Origin of the sequence: Sphaerisporangium viridialbum (genome assembly GCF_049674955.1) — a bacterium.
GTDB lineage: Bacteria > Actinomycetota > Actinomycetes > Streptosporangiales > Streptosporangiaceae > Sphaerisporangium > Sphaerisporangium viridialbum.
In genome coordinates, this window is the sequence record NZ_CP187232.1 from 2163294 (window position 1) to 2184009 (window position 20716).

A 20716-nucleotide genomic window follows, 5' to 3' on the forward strand; every position below is an offset into this window, starting at 1 on the left:
CACTGTTGGGTCCTGAGGAAACGGGCCGAAGCGCGGGGCCGCTGTCGCAGCTGTTGCTGTGGGGTTGCGGTCTCGTTGCTTGTGGGTCGTTGTTTCCTTGTTTGCGGGGCCAGCCTTCCGTCATACCGGTTCGCATCGTGGCTTGAGAGATGTTGTGTCTTTCGGGTTGGTGGTGTGGGTGTCTGGTGGTGGGTGGGGTTGGTGGCCTGTTTGTTGTTTGTGAATTGCATAGTGGACGCGAGCATCTTTGTGGCCAAGTTTTTTAGGGCACACGGTGGATGCCTTGGCATCAGGAGCCGATGAAGGACGTGGGAGGCTGCGTTAAGCCTCGGGGAGTCGCCAACCAGACGTTGATCCGGGGATGTCCGAATGGGGAAACCTAGCACCAGTCATGTGGTGTTGCCGCCGTCTGAATGTATAGGGCGGTTGGTGGTAACGCGGGGAAGTGAAACATCTCAGTACCCGTAGGAAGAGAAAACAATAGTGATTCCGTGAGTAGTGGTGAGCGAAAGCGGATGAGGCTAAACCATGCGCGTGTGATAGCCGGCAGGTGTTGCGTGTGTGGGGTTGTGGGACCCTCTTGGAGGAGCTGCCGTTCTTCCGAACAGTGATAAATCGATGGGGTAGTCGAAGCTTCTGGGAAGTTGCGCCGTAGACCGTGAGAGTCGGGTAGGCGAAACCTTGTCGACTGTTTGAGGGGATCCCAAGTAGCACGGGGCTCGAGGAATCCTGTGTGAATCTGCCAGGACCACCTGGTAAGCCTAAATACTCCCTGATGACCGATAGTGAACAAGTACCGTGAGGGAAAGGTGAAAAGCGCCCCGGTGAGGGGTCGTGAAATAGTACCTGAAACCGTGTGCCTACAAGCCGTAGGAGCTTGGGTGAGGCTTGCCTTGCCTGTGATGTGACTGCGTGCCTTTTGAAGAATGAGCCTGCGAGTTATGGTGTGTGGCGAGGTTAACCCGTGTGGGGGAGCCGTAGCGAAAGCGAGTCTGAATAGGGCGTTTGAGTCGCATGCTGTAGACCCGAAGCGGAGTGATCTACGCATGGGCAGGTTGAAGCGCGGGTAAGACCGTGTGGAGGACCGAACCCACCAGGGTTGAAAACCTGGGGGATGACCTGTGTGTAGGGGTGAAAGGCCAATCAAACTCCGTGATAGCTGGTTCTCCCCGAAATGCATTTAGGTGCAGCGTCACGTGTTTCTTGCCGGAGGTAGAGCACTGGATGGCTGATGGGCCTTACCGGGTTACTGACGTCAGCCAAACTCCGAATGCCGGTAAGTGAGAGCGTGGCAGTGAGACTGCGGGGGATAAGCTCCGTAGTCGAGAGGGAAACAGCCCAGACCACCGACTAAGGCCCCTAAGCGTGTGCTAAGTGGGAAAGGATGTGGAGTCGCAGTGACAACCAGGAGGTTGGCTTAGAAGCAGCCATCCTTGAAAGAGTGCGTAATAGCTCACTGGTCAAGTGATTCCGCGCCGACAATGTAGCGGGGCTCAAGTACACCGCCGAAGTCGTGGCATTCACGCGTTAAGCCCGGCGCACGTTTGTGTGTCTAGGTGTGTGGATGGGTAGGGGAGCGTCGTGCGGCCGGCGAAGCAGCCGAGTGATCGAGTTGTGGAGGCCGTGCGAGTGAGAATGCAGGCATGAGTAGCGAATCAGAAGTGAGAAACTTCTGCGCCGGATGACCAAGGGTTCCTGGGCTAGGCTAATCCGCCCAGGGTAAGTCGGGACCTAAGGCGAGGCCGACAGGCGTAGTCGATGGACAACGGGTTGATATTCCCGTACCCGCTAGCATGCGCCCATATCGAATCCAGTGATACTAAGGGTCCTTAAGCCCCTGTTGTCCTTCGGGACTTGGTGAGGCTGAACGCCTGGCCTGATCTGGTAGTAGGTAAGCGATGGGGTGACGCAGGAGGGTAGCCCATCCCAGGCGATGGTTGTTCCTGGGGTAAGCATGTAGCCCGTGGCATAGGTAAATCCGTGCCGCATATAAGGGTGAGATGTGATGCCGAGCCGATTGTGGTGAAGTGGGTGATCCCATGCTGCCGAGAAAAGCCTCTAGTGAGTGTGCCGGCGGCCCGTACCCTAAACCGACTCAGGTGGTCAGGTAGAGAATACCAAGGCGATCGGGTGAACTGTGGTTAAGGAACTCGGCAAATTGCCCCCGTAACTTCGGGAGAAGGGGGACCCTTGCTGGTGATGAGTCTTGCACTCGGAGCTGGTGGGGGTCGCAGTGGCCAGGGGGAAGCGACTGTTTACTAAAAACACAGGTCCGTGCGAAGTCGTAAGACGATGTATACGGACTGACGCCTGCCCGGTGCCGGAACGTTAAGGGGACCGGTTAGTGCGCTTTCGGGCGTGCGAAGCTGAGAACTTAAGCGCCGGTAAACGGCGGTGGTAACTATAACCATCCTAAGGTAGCGAAATTCCTTGTCGGGTAAGTTCCGACCTGCACGAATGGCGTAACGACTTCCCCGCTGTCTCAACCACAGACCCGGCGAAATTGCACTACGAGTAAAGATGCTCGTTACGCGCAGCAGGACGGAAAGACCCCGGGACCTTCACTACAGCTTGACATTGGTGTTTGGGACGGCTTGTGTAGGATAGGTGGGAGACGGTGAAGCTTGGACGCTAGTTCGGGTGGAGTCATTGGTGAAATACCACTCTGGTCGTTTTGGATGTCTAACCCGCGCCCGTGTATCCGGGTGGGGGACAGTGTCTGGTGGGTAGTTTAACTGGGGCGGTTGCCTCCTAAAGGGTAACGGAGGCGCCCAAAGGTTCCCTCAGCCTGGTTGGCAATCAGGTGTTGAGTGTAAGTGCACAAGGGGGCTTGACTGTGAGACCGACAGGTCGAGCAGGAGCGAAAGCTGGGACTAGTGATCCGGCGGTGGCATGTGGAAGCGCCGTCGCTCAACGGCTAAAAGGTACCCCGGGGATAACAGGCTGATCTTCCCCAAGAGTCCATATCGACGGGATGGTTTGGCACCTCGATGTCGGCTCGTCGCATCCTGGGGCTGGAGTAGGTCCCAAGGGTTGGGCTGTTCGCCCATTAAAGCGGTACGCGAGCTGGGTTTAGAACGTCGCGAGACAGTTCGGTCCCTATCCGCTGCGCGCGCAGGAGACTTGAAAGGGGCTGTCCCTAGTACGAGAGGACCGGGACGGACGAACCTCTGGTGTGCCAGTTGTTCTGCCAAGAGCACGGCTGGTTGGCTACGTTCGGGAGGGATAACCGCTGAAAGCATCTAAGCGGGAAGCCTGCCTTGAGATGAGGTCTCCCACCTGGAAACAGGGTAAGGCTCCCAGGAGACGACTGGGTTGATAGGCCGGAGGTGGAAGCATCGTGAGGTGTGGAGCTGACCGGTACTAATAGGCCGAGGACTTGACCACAAAGCGTTTTGCTCGCGTCCACTATGTAACTCAGAAACAACAAGCTGGGGTGACCCTGGTTGTGTGTTTCAAGGGGTTACGGCGGTCATAGCGGAAGGGAAACACCCGGTTACATTCCGAACCCGGAAGTTAAGCTTTCCAGCGCCGATGGTACTGCACCGGGGACGGTGTGGGAGAGTAGGACACCGCCGGACAAATATTGTGTTGGTAGGAGAGCCATCCACTTTGTGGATGGCTTTCCTGCGTTATAGACCCTTTCACGTTCCAAGCCGGCCGAGGGTTGTCCACAGGGGCCACGGGCGCGGCACGGACCGCGCGCCCTGGTAAGTAGGCTTCAGGTGTGGAATATCAGGCGGTCGAAAAGGCGATCTTGCAGCGAGGTGTGGAGTGGGACATCGATCCCACCCTGGACCGGATCAACGTCCTGATGGATCTGCTGGGCCAGCCCCAGCGGGCCTATCCGGTCGTCCACATCACCGGCACCAACGGCAAGTCGAGCACTGCCCGCATGATCGATTCCCTGCTCCGTGAGCGGAACCTCCGCGTCGGCCGGTTCACCAGCCCGCACCTCACCTCGATGCGCGAGCGCATCAGCCTCGACGGCGAGCCGCTCAGCGAAGAGCGGTTCGCCGAGGTGTACGAGGACGTCCAGCCCTATCTCGAGCTCGTCGACCAGCAGCAGGGCAGACTCTCGTTCTTCGAGACGCTCACCGCCATGGCGTACGCGGCCTTCGCGGACGCGCCCGTCGACGTCGCGGTCATCGAGGTCGGCATGGGAGGCACCTGGGACTCCACGAACGTCGCCGACGGCGCCATCGCCGTCGTCACTCCCATCTCCCTCGACCACGTCGGCTACCTCGGGCCCGACATCGAGGCCATCGCCCGCGAGAAGTCCGGCATCATCAAGCCGGGTGCGACGGCCATTCTGGCGCAGCAGCCTCTCGAGGCCGCCGAGGTCCTGATGCGGCGTGCCGCCGAGACGGGGGCCACGGTCGCCCGTGAGGGGCTGGAGTTCGGCGTGGCCCACAGAGAGATCGCCATGGGCGGCCAGCTCCTTCGCCTCCAGGGGCTCAAGGGCGTCTACGACGAGGTCTTCCTCCCGCTGTTCGGAGAGCACCAGGCGAGCAACGCCGCCTGCGCGCTGGCGGCGGTCGAGGCGCTCACCGGGGGCGACGACCCTCTCGACGGAGATCTCGTGCGGCGGGCGTTCGCACAGGTGACCTCGCCGGGACGGCTGGAGGTCATCCGGCGCGGTCCCACCGTCGTCGTGGACGCCGGGCACAATCCGGGGGCGATGGAGTCGGTCGTCCAGGCCCTGGAGGAGTCCTTCGGGTTCAGCAGGCTCGTCGCCGTGGTGGCGGTCATGGCCGACAAGGACGTCGCCGGCGTCCTGGAGCTTCTGGAGCCCGTGGTGGAGGAGATCGTCGTCACGCGCAACTCCTCGCCGCGCTCCATGGATCCCGAGGAACTGGCGGCGCTGGCCGAGGACATCTTCGGTAGCGAGCGCGTGCACGAGGTGGCGCGCATCGACGACGCCATCGACATCGCCATCGGCCTGGCCGAGGAGACCGGCGAGTTCGGCGGTGCGGGGGTTCTGATCACCGGCTCGGTCGTCACCGTCGGTGACGCCCGCACCCTGCTCAAGGCGGGCCGGGGCTGATGATGCCGGCGGTCGGGGTCGAAGGAGGGCCGGCGTGAGCTTCACCGTCACTCCCGGGATGCGGCGCCTGTGCGCCAGCGTGCTCGGTATGGAGTCCATCGTGCTGGCGCTGGTCACGCCCGTGGCCATCGTGGTGAACGGTGTGGTGCCAGGCGTGGCCGTTCCCGTGTGCGTGGGCCTCGCGCTGGCGTGCGTGGTCGTGGCGGGCATGCTCAAGCGGCCCTCCGCGTACATCGCGGGCAGCGTGGTGCAGGTGCTCGCCATCGCCACCGGCTTCCTGGTGCCGATGATGTTCTTCCTCGGCGTCGTCTTCGCAGCGCTTTGGGTGACGGCGATATTTGTCGCTCGCCGTGTCGAGGGCGTGACTTAACGCTAAAGTCGGCCAGTATGGCCGTCCCCCCAATTCAGGCCGCGGGCTTCAGGAGTCTTGGCCGGGTCCACCGTCTGCCGTTCGTGCTCGACGTGATCGTCGGGCTTCTGACCGCGGTCGCCCTTCCGCTGGCGATCGTCGCCATCCCCAACACCATCTCCGTGGTGTCCGCCCTGCTCCCTCCAGAGATCGCCGGGGTCGGCATCCTGAGGGCCCATGGGCTCGCCCTGCCCGTCATGCTGTGCACCGTCCCGCTCGCCGGGGCCGCGCTGAGACGGTTCCCGGCGGCGCCGATCCTCGTGGCCGGGCTGGCGCTCCTCGCCGTGGCCGATGTGGCAGGAGGCTTCGCCGGCTCGACGTTCGGCGTCGGCGCGCTGCGGGTCCTGCACGGCGTCGGCGCGGGCATGCTGGTCCCGGCGACGTTCGCCGCGAGCTGGGAGCGTCCGAGCCCGGCTCGCGGCGTCCTGATGCCCGTCTGGGCCGGAGCGCTGGCCGTCAGCCTGCTGGCCGCTCAGGCGCTGGCTCTGTGGCCGCTCGACGCCGTGACGTCCTGGCGGGTGACCCTCCAGCCGTATCCCCTGCTGACCGGCCTGGCGCTCGCGCTCGCCGCCGTCTACTTCGTGCTCTCTCGCCTGACCGGCGAGAGCGCCGACGCGCGTGCCGAGAGCGCGCGGCGCGGGCACCTGGTGCTCGCCGCCGGGCCGTCCGTCGGCATCGCCGTCCTCGCCTTCGGCACCACGTTCAACTGGCCGTCAGGGCTGATCGTCGCCGCGGCCGGGCTGGCGGTGGTGATGCTGCTGGCCATGGCGTGCGCCGGTCGCATCGAAGGTCCCGGTGGCCGCGTGCTCGCGTTCGTGATGGTCGCCGTCGGGCTGGTGGTCCTTCCGACCTCGGCCCAGGTGACCTACGTTGAGCTGGGCGGCCTCGGAGGCCCCGGGCTGTCGGGCCTGTGGGCTCCTTTCGGGCTCGCCGCCGTGATCGCGTTCGCCGCCGCGCTCGTCGCGGGACGGGTGAGCGACGCGCTGGTGCCGAAGCTCGTCGGCGGCGGGCTGGTGACCATGGTCGTGGGGCTGTGCGCGGTGCGCCTGTTCGTCCCGGCGGCCTGGGGCATGCCTCTCCTGCTGCCGTTCGTGCTGCTGACGGCGGGTGCCGCCGTCGCGGTCACCTCGGCCCTGCGGGGGGTGGGGCTCCGTGCCGCGCTGTTCGGGCTGTCCCTGTGCTTTCCCGCCGTCCTCAGCGGATTCCTGCTGGGCACGGGCATCCAGGTCGGCTGGCTGCGCGCGGTCAGCTCGTCCGGGACGGTCACCTCGCAGGCCATGGTCGACGGCTTCGTCGGGGCCCTGCACATCTGGGCGCTCGTCGCCGGCTTCGTGGTCGTCATCGTGCTCGTGGTGGGCGCCGTGCTCGCTCGCCGGCTGCCCGAGGAGAGCCCGGTTCCATCCCGCACCACGCCGTCGCCCCCTGAGGCCCCGGCCTCCGCTCCGGCGGGCACGGTGACGGAGCCCATGATGGAGGCGATGATGGAGCCGATCGGCGGCGAACGGTCTGCCGCAGACCCCGAAACCGCCATGATCCCGGTCGTTCCGCCGCCGACCCGGTCCCCCGAGGGCACCACCGGCGAGGACGGCGAGGGGCCCTCAGCCCGGTAAGCTGCGCACACGCTTCCCCTCTTGCCGGCCGTCGCGCGCGGCGGCCGACGATCACTATGAAGGAGATACCCGTGTCCGAGCGCACGCTTGTCCTGATCAAGCCCGACGGTGTCCGCCGTGGCCTCATCGGTGACGTGATCGCCCGCGTGGAGCGCAAGGGCCTCAAGGTCATAGCCATGGACCTCCGCACGCTGGACGCCGAGACCGCCAAGGCCCACTACGCCGAGCACGCCGAGAAGCCGTTCTTCGGCGAGCTGGTCGAGTTCATCACCTCCGGTCCGCTGGTCGCGATGGTGCTCGAGGGCCCGCGCGCCGTCGAGGCCTTCCGCGCCCTCGCGGGCGCCACCGACCCGGTGAAGTCGGCCCCCGGCACGATCCGCGGCGACCACGCCCTGGAGATCGGCGAGAACATCGTCCACGGGTCCGACTCGCCCGAGTCCGCGGCCCGCGAGGTCAAGATTTTCTTCCCCGACCGTTTCTGAGCGCCGGCCGTCAGCCCGGCTGACGGCTCCGCGTGCGACGAGCCGGGGGACATGAGACCGGCGAAGGCCCTGGCGTGTGACCAACGCGCCGGGGCCTGACGCGTGCAATGGAGCGGTTCGAGCTCTTCCGACACGCGCGGGGGCGCTATCGGCCGAGCCCGGCGTGTCCATGGTCGAAGCGGGTCGGGAGGGGTATAACCGCAGGTCGGCGCCCTATCGTCCCGGAACCACGACAAGTTTTTTCTGAGCCGGACGGCTCGTTGCCCTCGCGAGTGGGTACGTCACGTTACGATTCGAATGCGAATCGTAATCTCTCGCGAACGACCTGAAGGAAGGTTTCCTTCCCCATGGGCAGCAAGCTGGCATTCCTCGGCCGTGACATGGCCGTCGACCTGGGCACGGCCAACACGTTGGTCTACGTGCGCGGGCGCGGCATCGTGCTCAACGAGCCGTCGGTGGTCGCGATCAACACCACCACCGGCAAGATCGTGGCAGTGGGCATCGAGGCCAAGAGGATGATTGGCCGAACGCCCGGCAACATCGTGGCGATACGCCCGCTGAAGGACGGCGTGATCGCCGACTTCGACGTGACCGAGCGCATGTTGCGCTATTTCATCCAGCGGGTGCACAAACGTCGGCAATTCGCCAAGCCTCGCATCATCGTGGCCGTTCCGAGCGGCATCACCGGTGTCGAGCAGCGGGCGGTCAAGGAGGCGGGCTACCAGGCGGGGGCCCGCCGGGTCTACATCATCGAGGAGCCGATGGCCGCCGCGATCGGCGCCCGGCTGCCCGTCCACGAGCCGACCGGCAACATGGTGGTCGACATAGGAGGTGGCACCACCGAGGTGGCGATCATCTCGATGGGCGGCATCGTGACCAGCCAGTCGATCCGCGTCGGGGGCGACGAGCTCGACCAGGCGATCATCGCCTTCGCGAAGAAGGAGTACTCCCTGATGCTCGGGGAGCGCACCGCGGAGGAGATCAAGATCGCGATCGGCTCGGCCTGCCCCGTCGGGGACGACTGCCACGCCGAGATCCGTGGCCGCGACCTGGTCACCGGCCTGCCCAAGACGATCGTGGTGTCGGCCGACGAGATCCGCAAGGCCACCGAGGAGCCGCTCAAGGCCATCGTCGACGCGGTGAAGTCCACCTTGGACAAGTGCCCTCCCGAGCTCTCCGGCGACCTGATGGACCGCGGTGTCGCCCTCACGGGCGGCGGAGCCCTCCTGAAGGGCATGGACGACCGCCTGCGCGACGAGACCGGCATGCCCATCCATCTCGTGGAGAACGCCCTCGACTCCGTGGCGCTCGGCTCGGGCAAGTGCGTCGAGGAGTTCGAGGTCCTGCAGCAGGTGCTGGTGCCGGAGCCGAGACACTGATGGAGCAGGGGCACCGATGAGGGATACCCGCCGCGCGCGGTTGATCCTTGGGCTGCTGCTGGCCGTGGCGCTCGTCCTGATCACCATCGACCACCGGCAGCGTGAGGATTCCCTGTTCGAGCCCGTCCGCTCCGTCGCCGCGTCGCTGTTCGGCGCGGTCGAGCAGGCGGGCACGGGCGTCGTACGGCCCGTGGGCGACTTCATCGGCACCTTCACCTCCGCCTCCGACTCCAAGCGGCAGATCACGCTGCTGCGGGCGGAGAACGCCCGGCTGCGACAGGAGCTGACCGCTCACAGCCTCGACCGCCACAGGTCGGCCGAGCTGACCCGCGTGCTCGGGCTCTCAGGCCTCGGCGGCTACCGCGTGGTGGCGGCCCAGGTGATCGCCCGGCGCGGTGTCCCCGGGTTCGAGGACGCCGTGGAGATCGACGCGGGCAGCGGCGACGGTGTGCGGTCCGAGATGACCGTGCTCAACGGAGACGGCCTGGTCGGCAGGGTCGTCCACACCAGCCCGAGCACCTCCACGGTGGTCCTGCTCACCGACTCGGCGTCCTCGGCGGGGGCCCGGGTGGAGGGAAGCAACGAGATCGGACTGGTGACGGGCCTCGGGCCGGTCGCCGAGGGCCGGCTCATCCGCTTCCGTCTCCTCGACTCGGCGGCGCCGCTGGCAGCCGGTCGCCGCATCGTGAGCTTCGGCTCGCAGGGGGGCATGCCGTACGCGCCGGGCCTGCCGGTGGGCACCATCCAGCGGGTCGAGGCCACGCCAGGGGAGCTCACCCGGGTCGCGTACGCCAAGCCCTTCGTCGACTTCACGGCGCTGGACGTCGTCGGGGTGGTCGTACGGGCGCCGCAGCGCGATCCCAGGGACGCGATGCTGCCGCCGCCTCCGCCCGCGGCGAAGGCTCGCGCCACCGCGCCGCCGCCCCAGACGCCGTCCCAGACGCCGTCCCCTTCGGCCTCGCCACCCGCCTCGCCCTCACCCTCCTCGACGGCACGGGGCGAGGATGACGCCGACGGCGAGCATCCTCGGGGTACGCGCCAGAGCCCGGTCCAGACCCGCGAGCAGTCGGCCCGCACGCGCCCGCGTTCCGCCCATGGGCCCGGGCGCCCGGCCGGCCCGCGCAGGCGGGCCGGCGCCATACGCGAGGGGCCGGGCACGAGGGCCCGCGAGCGGCCGGCGGAAGCCACGCGAGGGCGGGCACACGGGGGCACGCGGGAGCGGCCCGGCGAGAAGGCACACGAGCGGCCTGGCACCAAGCACGGCCAGGCCGGCGAGAGGACATGAAAGCGTGATCCGAGCGATGGCGGCGGTGCTGCTCGCCGGCCTCATCATGATCGTTCAGGTGACCGTCGTGAACCGCCTGCCGCTGCCGGGCGGCGGCGGCCCCGACCTGGTGCTCCTCACGGTCGTGGTGGTCGCGCTGGCGCACGGGGCGGTCGCCGGGGCCCTCACCGGCTTCGCCGCCGGCCTCGCCACCGACCTGCTGCCGCCCGCGGCCCACGTCATGGGGCAGTACGCCCTGGTCTTCTGCCTGGTGGGCTTCATGGTGGGCCGCGCCACCGAGCGGGCGCCCGGCTCCTCGGCGGTCACGGTCATCGTCGCGCTGATGCTGGCGCCGCTCATGTCGGCCGGGGTGGGCGGCCTGCTCGGTGATCCCCGGGTCGACTGGCAGGCGCTGGCCGGCCTGTGGCCGTCGCTGGTGATGTACAACCTGGCCCTGGCCGCGCTGATCTTCTGGGTGGTGTCCCGCTACTCAGGCGACCGCCGCCACCGGAGGCGGGAGGCCGTGCCCACCGGCGCCTACCCGGTGCGGAGGCACGTGTGATCAGGGTCCGCGCCCGGCTGGTGGTGCTGCAGTTCTTCGTGCTGGCCCTGCTGGCGGTCCTGTCCGTACGGCTGTGGCAGGTGCAGGTCGTGCGCGGCGGACAGTTCGTGGCGGCGGCGACCGAGACCCGCACCCGCGACGTGATCGTCCCGGCCGTGCGCGGGCAGATCCTGGACGCCAGCGGGCGCCCTCTGGTGCGCAACCGCACCTCGCTGGTCGTCTCGGTCGACCGCGCCGAGGTCGAGCGCATGCGCGACGGCGGCGTGGCCGTGCTGAAGCGGCTCGCGGCGGTGCTCGACCGCCCGGTCAAGGAGCTGCGCCAGCGCATCCGCCCGTGCGGGCCCCACGTGACCCGTCCGTGCTGGCCGGGCTCGCTCTACTCGCCGATCCCCATCGACGACAACGTCACCCCCCGGGAGGCGCTGCAGATCCTGGAGCGTCAGGAGGACTTCCCCGGGGTCATCGCCGAGGTGCAGGCCGTGCGGGAGTATCCCCTCGGCTCCGGGGCGTCGCAGACCCTCGGCTACCTGCAACCGGTCACCGAGGCCGAGCTGAAGAAGCGGTCGACGCTCAAGGCCAACTTCTCCGGCGTCGACCTCGTCGGCAGGGACGGGCTCGAATACATCTACGACGACGCGCTGCGCGGGTCGCCGGGGCTCCGGAGGGTCCAGGTCGACCGCATGGGCAAGGTCCTCGGCATCGAGCGGCAGACCTCCCCGACGCCGGGCGACATCCTGATCACCAACATGGACGCCAACGTGCAGAAGGTCGTCGACCAGGCGCTCGCGAACGCCATGAAGAACGCCCCCAGGGCCGACGGCGCGGCCGCGGTCGTCCTGGACGTGAAGACCGGCGGGGTCATCGCGCTCGGCAGCATGCCGACCTACGACCCCGCGGTCTGGGCGGGCGGCATCTCCGAGAAGGACTACCAGCGGCTGCTGTCGGAGAAGGCGGGCCTGCCGCTGATCTCCCGGGCGACCCACGGTGAGTTCGCGCCCGGTTCGACGTTCAAGGTCTCCTCCCTGTCCGCGATGATCAGGGACGGGTACCCCCTGCGCGGCAAGTACGACTGCCCGGGGGCCTACGACATCGGAGGCCGGGCGTTCCACAACTTCCACGGCATCGGCATGGGGGTCATCGACCTTCACACGGCCCTGGTGAAGTCGTGCGACACGATCTTCTACAAGGCCGCGAGCGAGATGTGGACGCGGGACGGCGGGAACAAGCCCGTGCCGCACCCCAAGGAGCCGATGACCAACACGGCCAAGATGTTCGGATTCGGCAGGAAGACCGGCATCGACTTGCCCGGCGAGGTGTCCGGGCGCATCCCCGGCCGCACCTGGAAGAAGCAGCAGTGGACGGCGACCAAGAACAACAGCTGCACGCGGGCCAAGACCGGTTACCCCGAGGTGGCGAAGAAGGACCCCGCCCGCGCCGCCTATCTCAAGACGCTGGCCCACGAGAACTGCGTCGAGGGGTTCGAGTGGCACGTCAGCGAGGCCGCCAACCTCTCCATCGGCCAGGGCGACGTGCTGGTGACGCCCCTGCAGCTGGCCGCCGCGTACGCCGCGATCGTGGGCGACGGCAAGCTGCGCAGCCCCCGCATCGCCAAGGCGATCGTGCGGCCGGACGGCACCCACGTACAGGAGATCAAGGCGCCGGTCGTCGGGCGGCTTCCGGTCAGCAAGGAGACCCGCGACTACATCCGCGCCGCGCTCAGCGAGGTGACCTCCGACGGTACCGCGGCGGGCGCTTTCAGCGGGTTCCCGATGAACGTGGTGAAGATCGGCGGCAAGACCGGTACCGCCGAGGTCTACGGCAAGGAGGACACCTCGTGGTTCGCCTCCTTCGCCCCGGCGGCCGACCCGAGGTTCGTGGTCGTCGTCACGATCTCGCAGGGCGGTCAGGGCGCCATGGCGGCGGCCCCCGCGGCGCGCGAGATCTACGAGGGCATCTACGGCATCAAGGGCAAGGCGGCGCTGCCTGACGGCAAGCCCGTCGGGAAGCTCCCGTCGATCAGGAAAGACGGGACGGTGGTGCAGTGAACCAGGCCCTCGCCCCGCAGAGCCGCTCCTTCGTCCGCAGGGCCATGGGCGCGCAGTCGGCGGTGTGGCGGGTTGACGGCGTCCTGCTGGTCGCGGTCATGGCCCTGTCGGTCATCGGCACGCTGCTGGTGTGGTCGTCGACGCGTACGTGGGCGGCGGGCGCGCCGACGGGCATGGTCAAGAAGCACGTGCTCAACCTCGTCATCGGGTGGATCCTCTGCGGCATTGTCGCGATGGCCAACCAGCGGACGCTGCGGGTCTACGCGCCCGCCGTGTACGGGGTGTCCCTTCTCGGGCTGCTGGCCGTGGTCACCCCGCTCGGTTCGACGATCAACGGGTCCCACTCGTGGATCCTGCTGGGCGGGGGGTTCGCGGTCCAGCCGTCCGAGCTCGCCAAGCCCGCGCTGATCCTCATGATGGGGGCGTTGCTCGCCGAGCCGGCGCCGGGCACCGACCGGCCCCGCACGCTCGACCTGCTGCTCTGCGTCGCGGCCTCGGGCATCGCGGCGGGCCTGATCATGCTCCAGCCCGACTTCGGCACCACGATGGTGCTCGCCGTCATCACCGGCGGGTTGCTGATCTTCGCCGGCCTGCGGAAGCGCTACATCATCGGGCTCGCCGTGCTGGCGATGGCCGGGGCCCTGGCCGTGTGGCTCTTCGGGCTGCTCAAGCCGTACCAGGTGGCGCGGTTCACCGCGTTCATCAACCCGGCGAACGACCCGCGCGGGGCGGGGTACAACAGCACGCAGGCGTTGATCGCGATCGGCTCGGGGGAGCTGTTCGGCAAGGGGCTGTTCCACGGGGGGCAGACCACCGGGCGGTTCGTCCCCGAGCAGCACACCGACTTCATCTTCACCGTGGTGGGAGAGGAGTTCGGGTTCCTCGGCTCGGTCACCGTGGTCCTGCTGCTCGGGGTGGTGCTGCTGCGGGGGCTGCGCATCGCCAGGCAGTGCGAGGACCGCTTCGGCGCGCTGGTCGTGGGCGGCGTCGTGTGCTGGTTCGCCTTCCAGTCCTTCGTCAACGTCGGCATGACCATCGGAATCATGCCGATCACCGGGGTGCCCCTGCCCTTCGTGTCGTACGGGGGCACCGCGACGTTCGCCAACATGATCGCCCTTGGATTACTCCAGGCCGTGCACATACGCGAACGCGCGTTCTAGCCATGCCCCCGGCTCCGGCCGGGGCGGTCTGGCACGATGCGCGGCGAGCAGGAACTACCCTTGGGAGCATGTCTGTCGAGTCGCTGTTTCCCCGGCTGGAACCGCTCCTGCCCAACGTGCAGAAGCCGATCCAGTACGTAGGGGGTGAGCTCAATTCGACCGTCAAGGACTGGGACGAGGCGACCGTCCGCTGGGCGCTCATGTATCCCGACGCCTATGAGGTCGGCCTGCCCAACCAGGGTGTCCAGATCCTCTACGAGATCCTGAACGAGCTGCCCGAGACGCTGGCCGAGCGCACGTACGCGGTCTGGCCCGATCTCGAGGCGCTCATGCGGGAGCACGGGGTGCCGCAGTTCACGGTCGACGCGCACCGGCCGGTGCGGGCGTTCGACGTGCTCGGCGTGTCGTTCTCGACCGAGCTGGGCTACACCAACCTGCTCACCGCCCTCGACCTGGCCGGCATCCCGCTGCACGCGGTCGACCGCGGCGAGGACGACCCGATCGTGCTGGCGGGCGGCCACGCGGCCTTCAACCCCGAGCCGGTCGCCGACTTCCTCGACGCCGCGGTGCTCGGCGACGGCGAGCAGATCGCCATCGCCATCTCCGAGGTGATCCGCGAGTGGAAGGACGAGGGCGGCCCCGGCGGGCGCGACGAGCTTCTCATGCGTCTCGCCTCGACCGGCGGTGTCTACGTCCCGAAGTTCTACGACGTGGAGTACCACCCCGACGGGCGGATCAAGCGGGTCGCTCCGAACAGGTCGGGTGTGCCGTGGCGGGTGCAGAAGCACACGGTCATGGACCTCGACGAGTGGCCCTATCCCAAGAAGCCGCTGGTCCCGCTGGCCGAGACCGTGCACGAGCGCTTCAGCGTCGAGATCTTCCGCGGCTGCACCCGCGGCTGCCGGTTCTGCCAGGCGGGCATGATCACCCGTCCTGTCCGGGAGCGGTCGATCACGACGATCGGCGACATGGTGGAGGCCGGTGTCAAGGAGTCCGGCTTCAACGAGGTCGGCCTGCTGTCGCTGTCCAGCGCCGACCACTCCGAGATCGCGGCGGTCGCCAAGGGCCTGGCCGACCGTTACGAGGGCACCAACACCAGCCTGTCGCTTCCGTCCACCCGGGTCGACGCGTTCAACATCGACCTGGCCAACGAGTTCTCGCGCAACGGCCGCCGGTCGGGCCTGACGTTCGCGCCCGAGGGCGGTTCCGAGCGCATGCGCAAGGTGATCAACAAGATGGTCACCGAGGAAGACCTGATCCGCACCGTCACCACGGCGTACAGCCAGGGCTGGCGGCAGGTGAAGCTCTACTTCATGTGCGGGCTGCCCACCGAGATGGACGAGGACGTGCTCGGCATCGCCGATCTCGCCAAGAAGGTCATCAAGGCGGGCCGCGAGGTCACCGGTTCCCGTGACATCCGCTGCACCGTGTCCATCGGCGGGTTCGTGCCCAAGCCGCACACCCCGTTCCAGTGGGCCGCCCAGTGCGACCACGAGACCGTCGACCGCAGGCTCAAGCAGCTCAGAGACTCCCTTCGCACCGACAAGCAGTACGGCAAGTCCATCGGCTTCCGCTACCACGACGGGCAGCCCTCGATCGTCGAGGGCATGCTGTCGCGGGGAGACCGCCGGGTCGGCGCCGTGATCAGGGCCGTGTGGGAGGAAGGCGGCCGTTTCGACGGCTGGAGCGAGCACTTCTCCTACGCCCGCTGGATGTCCTGCGCCGAGCGGGCGCTGGCGGACGAGCCGGTCGACGTCGACTGGTACACCACGCGCGAGCGCGAGGAGGTCGAGGTGCTCCCCTGGGACCACCTGGACGCCGGGCTCGACCGCGAGTGGCTCTGGCAGGACTGGCAGGACGCCACCTCCGAGACCGAGGTCGAGGACTGCCGGTGGACTCCCTGCTACGACTGCGGGGTCTGCCCGACCATGGGCACCGAGATCCAGATCGGCCCGACGGGAAGGAAACTCCTCCCTCTGACGGTCGTCTGACCCGCCGGATGGAAGCAAACACCCGTGGTAACCGTTCACGAGGTAGGCCATCCGGTCGCGCTGGTTTAGCCTCTTCCGTACGACGTGAGACCAGGTGGGCCGGAGTGGCCTTTATCCTGGGAAGATGACCAGCGCCTTGACACAGGAAGGATGACTTAGCTGAAGAACCCTGTTCCTGATGGGCCCCCGCCCGCGCCGGTGGTGCAGCGCCTTCGTGTGCGCTATGCCAAGCGTGGCCGCCTGCGGTTCACCAGCCACCGAGACATCTCGCGCGCCATCGAACGAGCGGTGCGCCGGGCCGGCATCCCGGTTGGCTTCAGCGCGGGATTCTCCCCCCATCCGAAGATCTCCTACGCGGGAGCCGCTCCCACCGGAGTGGCCAGCGAGGCCGAATATCTCGAGATCGGTGTCGTCTCGGCGTGCGAGCCCGATCGGCTCCGTGCCGATCTCGACCAGTCGCTGCCACCGGGGCTCGACGTGCTCGACGTCGTCGAGGCGCGTGCCGGAAGCCTGGCCGACAGGCTGGAGTGCTCGGTCTGGGAGGTCCGCCTGCCCGGATCGGAGCCGCGAGAGGCGGAGGCGGCGATCGGCCGTTTTCTGGCCGCCGAGCGCGTAGAGGTCGAGCGCCTGACCAAGAAGGGCCTGCGCCGGTTCGACGCGCGGGAGGCCGTCATCACGTTGACGGCACATGAGGAGACCCAAGGAACAGCGGGCCGGGAGCCGGGCCAGCCATGTGCGATACTTCGTATGGTTGTCCGGCACGTTACGCCCGCCGTTCGACCCGACGACGTGCTCACGGGTCTGCGTCTTGTGGCTGATTTCGCGCCGCCGTCACCCCCCGCGGTGACCAGGCTGGCGCAGGGTCCGCTCGACGCGCACACCGGTGGGACCGCCGACCCGCTCGACCTGGACCGCGACATTCGCGGCGGCGAGCCGGGACCGGCTGTGCAGCACGTCGGTGACCACAAATAGGACTTGGCGCCGGGCCCCCGACAGGTGGCCTGGCGCACAGCGAGAGACGAGAGCTCCCGCGCGGCGCGGAGACGCGCCCGGGAGCCTGACGGGAGAACGCCCGCATGCTCGACAACGAGCCCATCGTCGGAGCCTCCGGCCCTGATGGGGATGCAACAGCACAGCAAGAATCGAAGCCGGTCAGGCGTCGCCGCGCGGCGAGCCGTCCGGCGGGCCCGCCGCCCGAGGAGGCCGAGCGCGCCGCGGGCCTGGTGAGCGACCCCGTGGGGACGGTCACGACCGCCGCCGTGGGCGCGACGCCGGTGGCCGAGGCCGCACCGGGTGTCGTGGAAGCCCCGCAAAGCGCCCCGAGCGCTGAGACCGTATCCGCCCCGGAGGCCGAGGCGCCTCCGAAGCGCGCCACCCGGACGCGCCGCGCCGCGGTCAAGGACCCCGACGCGCCGGTCACCCCGCGCCGTTCGCGCACGGCCAAGAAGGACGCCGTCCCGGCCGAGGAGGCCCCCGAGGCCCCCGAGGCGGAGGCCGCCCCGGTGAAGCGCAGGCGCACCAGGAAGGCCGCCGAGGTCGCCGAGGTCGCCGAGGCCGTCGCGGTCACGGAGATCCCCGAGGTCTCCGAGGCCCAGACCGTGCGCCCCGGTGTCGAGAGCCCCGCCGAGGCCGAGGTCGCCGAGGCGATCATCGAGTCGCTGCCCGCCGAGGAGCCGCTGGACGACGAGCCCGCGGGCGAGGACATCGCCGAGGAGGCGCCGTCCCAGACCCCGGTGTTCGCCGACCCGTTCGGCCTGACCGCGATGGCCGACGTGCGCGCGGCCGCGCCCACCGTCACCTTCCAGGCGCCCGCCGCGGTGTTCCAGCCGATCTTCCAGGCGCCCGAGCCCCGCCCGGCCGTACAGCCGGTCGTGCCCCAGCCCCACCCCCAGCAGCAGGCCGAGCCGGCGGACGAGCAGCCCGAAGAGGCCGAGGACACCGCCGAGGCCGCGCAGGACGAGGACGACGACCAGGATGACGCGGGCGGCCGTCGCCGCCGCCGTCGCCGTGGAGGCCGCGGCCGGGGCAAGGCGCGCGAGCTGGACGAGGCCGACGAGACCGAGGACGGCGACGAGGAGCCGCGCGCCGCGGGCGCCGACCAGGCCGAGCCGGCCGAGGCCGAGCAGGCGCGGGAGTCCCGCGAGAGCGACCAGGACGACGAGGACGCCGGTTCGTCGCGTCGCCGCCGCCGTCGCCGCCGCAGGGGCGGGGACGACGCCGAGATGCCCGCCGACGACCCGCCCAACACGGTCGTGCGCATCCGCGCGCCCCGGGCCGGGCGCCCGACCTCGGTGGACGAGGTCCAGGGCTTCCGCGGTTCCACGCGTCTGGAGGCCAAGAAGCAGCGCCGCCGCGAGGGCCGCGAGCAGGGCAGGCGCCGGCCCCCGGTGATCACCGAGTCCGAGTTCCTGGCCCGTCGCGAGTCCGTCGAGCGCGTGATGGTGGTCCGCCGCCAGGGCGGCCGCACCCAGATCGCGGTGCTGGAGGACGGCGTGCTCGTCGAGCACTACGTCGACCGCGAGGCCAGCCAGTCGTACGTCGGCAACGTCTATCTGGGCAAGGTCCAGAACGTCCTGCCGTCGATGGAGGCCGCGTTCATCGACGTCGGCAAGGGGCGCAACGCCGTCCTGTACGCCGGCGAGGTCAACTTCGACACCGCCGGTCTCGAAGGGCAGCCCAAGCGCATCGAGGCGGCCCTGAAGTCCGGGCAGTCGGTGCTCGTCCAGGTCACCAAGGACCCCATGGGTCACAAGGGCGCCCGGCTCACGAGCCAGATCAGCCTCCCCGGCCGCTACCTGGTCTACGTGCCCGACGGCTCCATGACCGGCATCAGCCGCAAGCTGCCCGACAAGGAGCGCAGCCGGCTGAAGGCCATCCTCAAGAAGGTCATGCCCGAGAACGCCGGCGTGATCGTCCGCACGGCGGCAGAGGGCGCGTCCGAGGAGGAGCTCAGCCGCGACGTGGCCCGCCTGTCGGCGCAGTGGGAGAACATCCAGCGCAAGGCCAAGGGCGCGAGCCCGCCCGAGCTGCTCTCCTCCGAGCCCGACCTGACCATCCGCGTGGTCCGCGACGTCTTCAACGAGGACTTCTCCTCGCTGGTCGTGGCCGGCGACGAGGCGTGGGGCACGGTCGACGAGTACGTCAGGTACGTCGCGCCGCACCTGGCCGACCGCCTGACCAAGTGGGAGGACGGCGACGTCTTCGCGGCCTACCGCATCGACGAGCAGATCTCCAAGGCGATGGAGCGCAAGGTGTGGCTGCCGAGCGGCGGCTCCCTGGTGATCGACCGCACCGAGGCCATGACCGTCGTCGACGTCAACACCGGCAAGTTCACCGGCCAGGGCGGCAACCTTGAGGAGACCGTCACCAGGAACAACCTGGAGGCGGCGGAGGAGATCGTCCGCCAGCTCCGGCTGCGGGACATCGGCGGCATCATCGTCGTCGACTTCATCGACATGGTGCTGGAGAGCAACCGCGACCTGGTGCTCCGGCGCATGCTGGAGTGCCTGGCCCGCGACCGCACCAAGCACCAGGTGGCGGAGGTCACCTCTCTGGGGCTGGTCCAGATGACCCGCAAGCGGGTCGGCCAGGGCCTCCTGGAGGCGTTCTCGACGCCGTGCGACTGCTGCAACGGGCGCGGGCTGATCGTCTCGACCGAGCCGGTCGAGTCCAAGCCCGAGCCGAGGGGCACGCAGGGCAAGATGGCGGTGGAGAAGGCGGTCGCCGAGAAGCTCGAGAAGGTCGGTGCCGACCGGCTTCTCAAGGACGGCGGCGTCGCGGTCGCGGCGAACGGCGAGGGAGGTCGTGATAGCGTGACGGATGCGCTTGACGGCTCTTCCGAGGAGGACGCGCAAGCCGCACAGCCTTCCGCCCGGGGGCGGCGACGCTCCCGAAAGGCCACCAGACCGGCTGGGCCGGCCGAGTAGGCCGGCAACCCGGCGATCCGTCCGGTTCGACCAGGGCACCCGCAATCCGGTATCCTAGTCAATCGGTGCGTCCGGTGGCGCGCCTAGCTTCGCGCGCCTACCCGGTTCGCCGGTCGTGTGTATCGACGGTAGCTGGATGCAAGAGGCGCAGCGTTCAGCGAGCAATTAGCCAGAAGAAGGGTTCCGCGGTGTACGCGATCGTTCGTTGCGGCGGCAGGCAGCAGAAGGTCTCCGTCGGTGACGTCCTCGAGGTAGACAAGGTCGCCGGTGAGGTCGGCTCCACGGTGTCGCTGGCGCCGGTGCTCGTCGTCAACGACGGCGATGTCACCACAGACGCTGCCACGCTTGGCAAGTTCGAGGTGACCGCCGAGATTCTCGGCGAGACCAAGGGCCCCAAGATTCGTATTCTCAAGTACAAGAACAAGTCTGGTTACAAGAAGCGCCAGGGTCACCGCCAGCGGTACACCCAGGTGAAGGTAACCGGCATCAACCCCGGGAAGTAGTGGTAGCGAACCATGGCACACAAGAAGGGCGCCTCGTCCACCCGGAACGGCCGTGACTCCAACGCCCAGCGGCTTGGTGTCAAGCGTTTCGGTGGCCAGCTCGTGAACGCCGGCGAGATCATCGTCCGCCAGCGCGGCACCCACTTCCACCCGGGTGACAACGTCGGCCGGGGCGGCGACGACACGCTGTTCGCGCTGATCGCGGGCCACGTGCAGTTCGGCAACAAGCGCGGCCGTCGCGCCGTGAGCATCGTCCCGGCCGCGGAGTAGATCCGCCGATCGGGACAGGGGCCGCCGCCCCGCGCGAAGAGCGCGGTGGGCGGAGGCCCGGCCAGAAC

General features: G+C 68.3%; 14 protein-coding genes and 2 rRNA genes. All 16 read left to right on the forward strand.

What is annotated here, in order from left to right:
• The first annotated feature begins 251 nt into the window (after positions 1 to 251).
• Positions 252 to 3387 (forward strand): 23S ribosomal RNA (locus ACOZ38_RS09665).
• A gap of 77 nt (positions 3388 to 3464) precedes the next feature.
• Positions 3465 to 3581, forward strand: a 5S ribosomal RNA gene (gene rrf / locus ACOZ38_RS09670).
• 146 nt (positions 3582 to 3727) lie between these two features.
• Complete coding sequence (locus ACOZ38_RS09675; RefSeq protein WP_424529775.1) at positions 3728 to 5047, forward strand: bifunctional folylpolyglutamate synthase/dihydrofolate synthase; 1320 nt, start codon at positions 3728 to 3730, stop codon at positions 5045 to 5047.
• A 34-nt stretch (positions 5048 to 5081) separates the two neighbouring features.
• Complete coding sequence (locus ACOZ38_RS09680) at positions 5082 to 5417, forward strand: DUF4233 domain-containing protein (protein WP_424529777.1); 336 nt, start codon at positions 5082 to 5084, stop codon at positions 5415 to 5417.
• A 17-nt stretch (positions 5418 to 5434) separates the two neighbouring features.
• Entirely contained in the window at positions 5435 to 7066 is a 1632-nt protein-coding gene (locus tag ACOZ38_RS09685) for a hypothetical protein (RefSeq protein ID WP_424529778.1), read from the forward strand.
• A 56-nt stretch (positions 7067 to 7122) separates the two neighbouring features.
• Positions 7123 to 7548 carry a nucleoside-diphosphate kinase gene (gene ndk / locus ACOZ38_RS09690; protein ID WP_405145536.1) on the forward strand — a complete coding sequence of 142 codons (426 nt, stop codon included), beginning with the start codon at positions 7123 to 7125 and terminating at the stop codon, positions 7546 to 7548.
• 347 nt (positions 7549 to 7895) lie between these two features.
• Complete coding sequence (locus tag ACOZ38_RS09695) at positions 7896 to 8927, forward strand: rod shape-determining protein (RefSeq protein ID WP_424529780.1); 1032 nt, start codon at positions 7896 to 7898, stop codon at positions 8925 to 8927.
• Positions 8928 to 8943: 16 nt separating this feature from the next.
• Entirely contained in the window at positions 8944 to 10212 is a 1269-nt protein-coding gene (gene mreC / locus ACOZ38_RS09700) for a rod shape-determining protein MreC (RefSeq protein ID WP_424529782.1), read from the forward strand.
• A 4-nt stretch (positions 10213 to 10216) separates the two neighbouring features.
• Positions 10217 to 10753, forward strand: a complete 537-nt coding sequence (mreD, locus tag ACOZ38_RS09705) for a rod shape-determining protein MreD (RefSeq protein ID WP_424529784.1) — start codon at positions 10217 to 10219, stop codon at positions 10751 to 10753.
• A complete protein-coding gene (gene mrdA / locus ACOZ38_RS09710) occupies positions 10750 to 12798 on the forward strand; it encodes a penicillin-binding protein 2 (protein WP_424529785.1) in 2049 nt (682 codons plus the stop codon). The genes mreD and mrdA overlap by 4 nt, the downstream gene beginning before the upstream one ends.
• Positions 12795 to 13958: a rod shape-determining protein RodA gene (gene rodA, locus ACOZ38_RS09715; protein ID WP_424529786.1), complete on the forward strand. Its 1164-nt coding sequence runs from the start codon at positions 12795 to 12797 to the stop codon at positions 13956 to 13958. Before mrdA ends, rodA begins: the two co-directional genes overlap by 4 nt.
• A gap of 68 nt (positions 13959 to 14026) precedes the next feature.
• Positions 14027 to 15949: a TIGR03960 family B12-binding radical SAM protein gene (locus tag ACOZ38_RS09720; RefSeq protein ID WP_424529787.1), complete on the forward strand. Its 1923-nt coding sequence runs from the start codon at positions 14027 to 14029 to the stop codon at positions 15947 to 15949.
• Positions 15950 to 16147: 198 nt separating this feature from the next.
• Positions 16148 to 16921, forward strand: a complete 774-nt coding sequence (locus tag ACOZ38_RS09725) for a TIGR03936 family radical SAM-associated protein (protein WP_424529789.1) — start codon at positions 16148 to 16150, stop codon at positions 16919 to 16921.
• 104 nt (positions 16922 to 17025) lie between these two features.
• Complete coding sequence (locus tag ACOZ38_RS09730; RefSeq protein WP_424529791.1) at positions 17026 to 19875, forward strand: Rne/Rng family ribonuclease; 2850 nt, start codon at positions 17026 to 17028, stop codon at positions 19873 to 19875.
• Positions 19876 to 20063: 188 nt separating this feature from the next.
• Entirely contained in the window at positions 20064 to 20378 is a 315-nt protein-coding gene (gene rplU, locus ACOZ38_RS09735) for a 50S ribosomal protein L21 (protein WP_344939118.1), read from the forward strand.
• A gap of 12 nt (positions 20379 to 20390) precedes the next feature.
• Positions 20391 to 20648, forward strand: coding sequence for a 50S ribosomal protein L27 (gene rpmA / locus ACOZ38_RS09740; protein WP_114032604.1), 258 nt, complete (start codon positions 20391 to 20393; stop codon positions 20646 to 20648).
• Positions 20649 to 20716: the final 68 nt, after the last annotated feature.

Excerpts from the sequence above, each read along its gene's own strand:
- ACOZ38_RS09695 (WP_424529780.1), top strand. The coding sequence starts at position 7,896 with ATGGGCAGCAAGCTGGCATTCCTCGGCCGTGACATGGCCGTCGACCTG.
- rpmA (WP_114032604.1), top strand. The coding sequence starts at position 20,391 with ATGGCACACAAGAAGGGCGCCTCGTCCACCCGGAACGGCCGTGACTCC.
- mreC (WP_424529782.1), top strand. The coding sequence starts at position 8,944 with ATGAGGGATACCCGCCGCGCGCGGTTGATCCTTGGGCTGCTGCTGGCC.
- ndk (WP_405145536.1), top strand. The coding sequence starts at position 7,123 with ATGAAGGAGATACCCGTGTCCGAGCGCACGCTTGTCCTGATCAAGCCC.
- ACOZ38_RS09730 (WP_424529791.1), top strand. The coding sequence starts at position 17,026 with ATGCTCGACAACGAGCCCATCGTCGGAGCCTCCGGCCCTGATGGGGAT.
- ACOZ38_RS09720 (WP_424529787.1), top strand. The coding sequence starts at position 14,027 with ATGTCTGTCGAGTCGCTGTTTCCCCGGCTGGAACCGCTCCTGCCCAAC.
- ACOZ38_RS09685 (WP_424529778.1), top strand. The coding sequence starts at position 5,435 with ATGGCCGTCCCCCCAATTCAGGCCGCGGGCTTCAGGAGTCTTGGCCGG.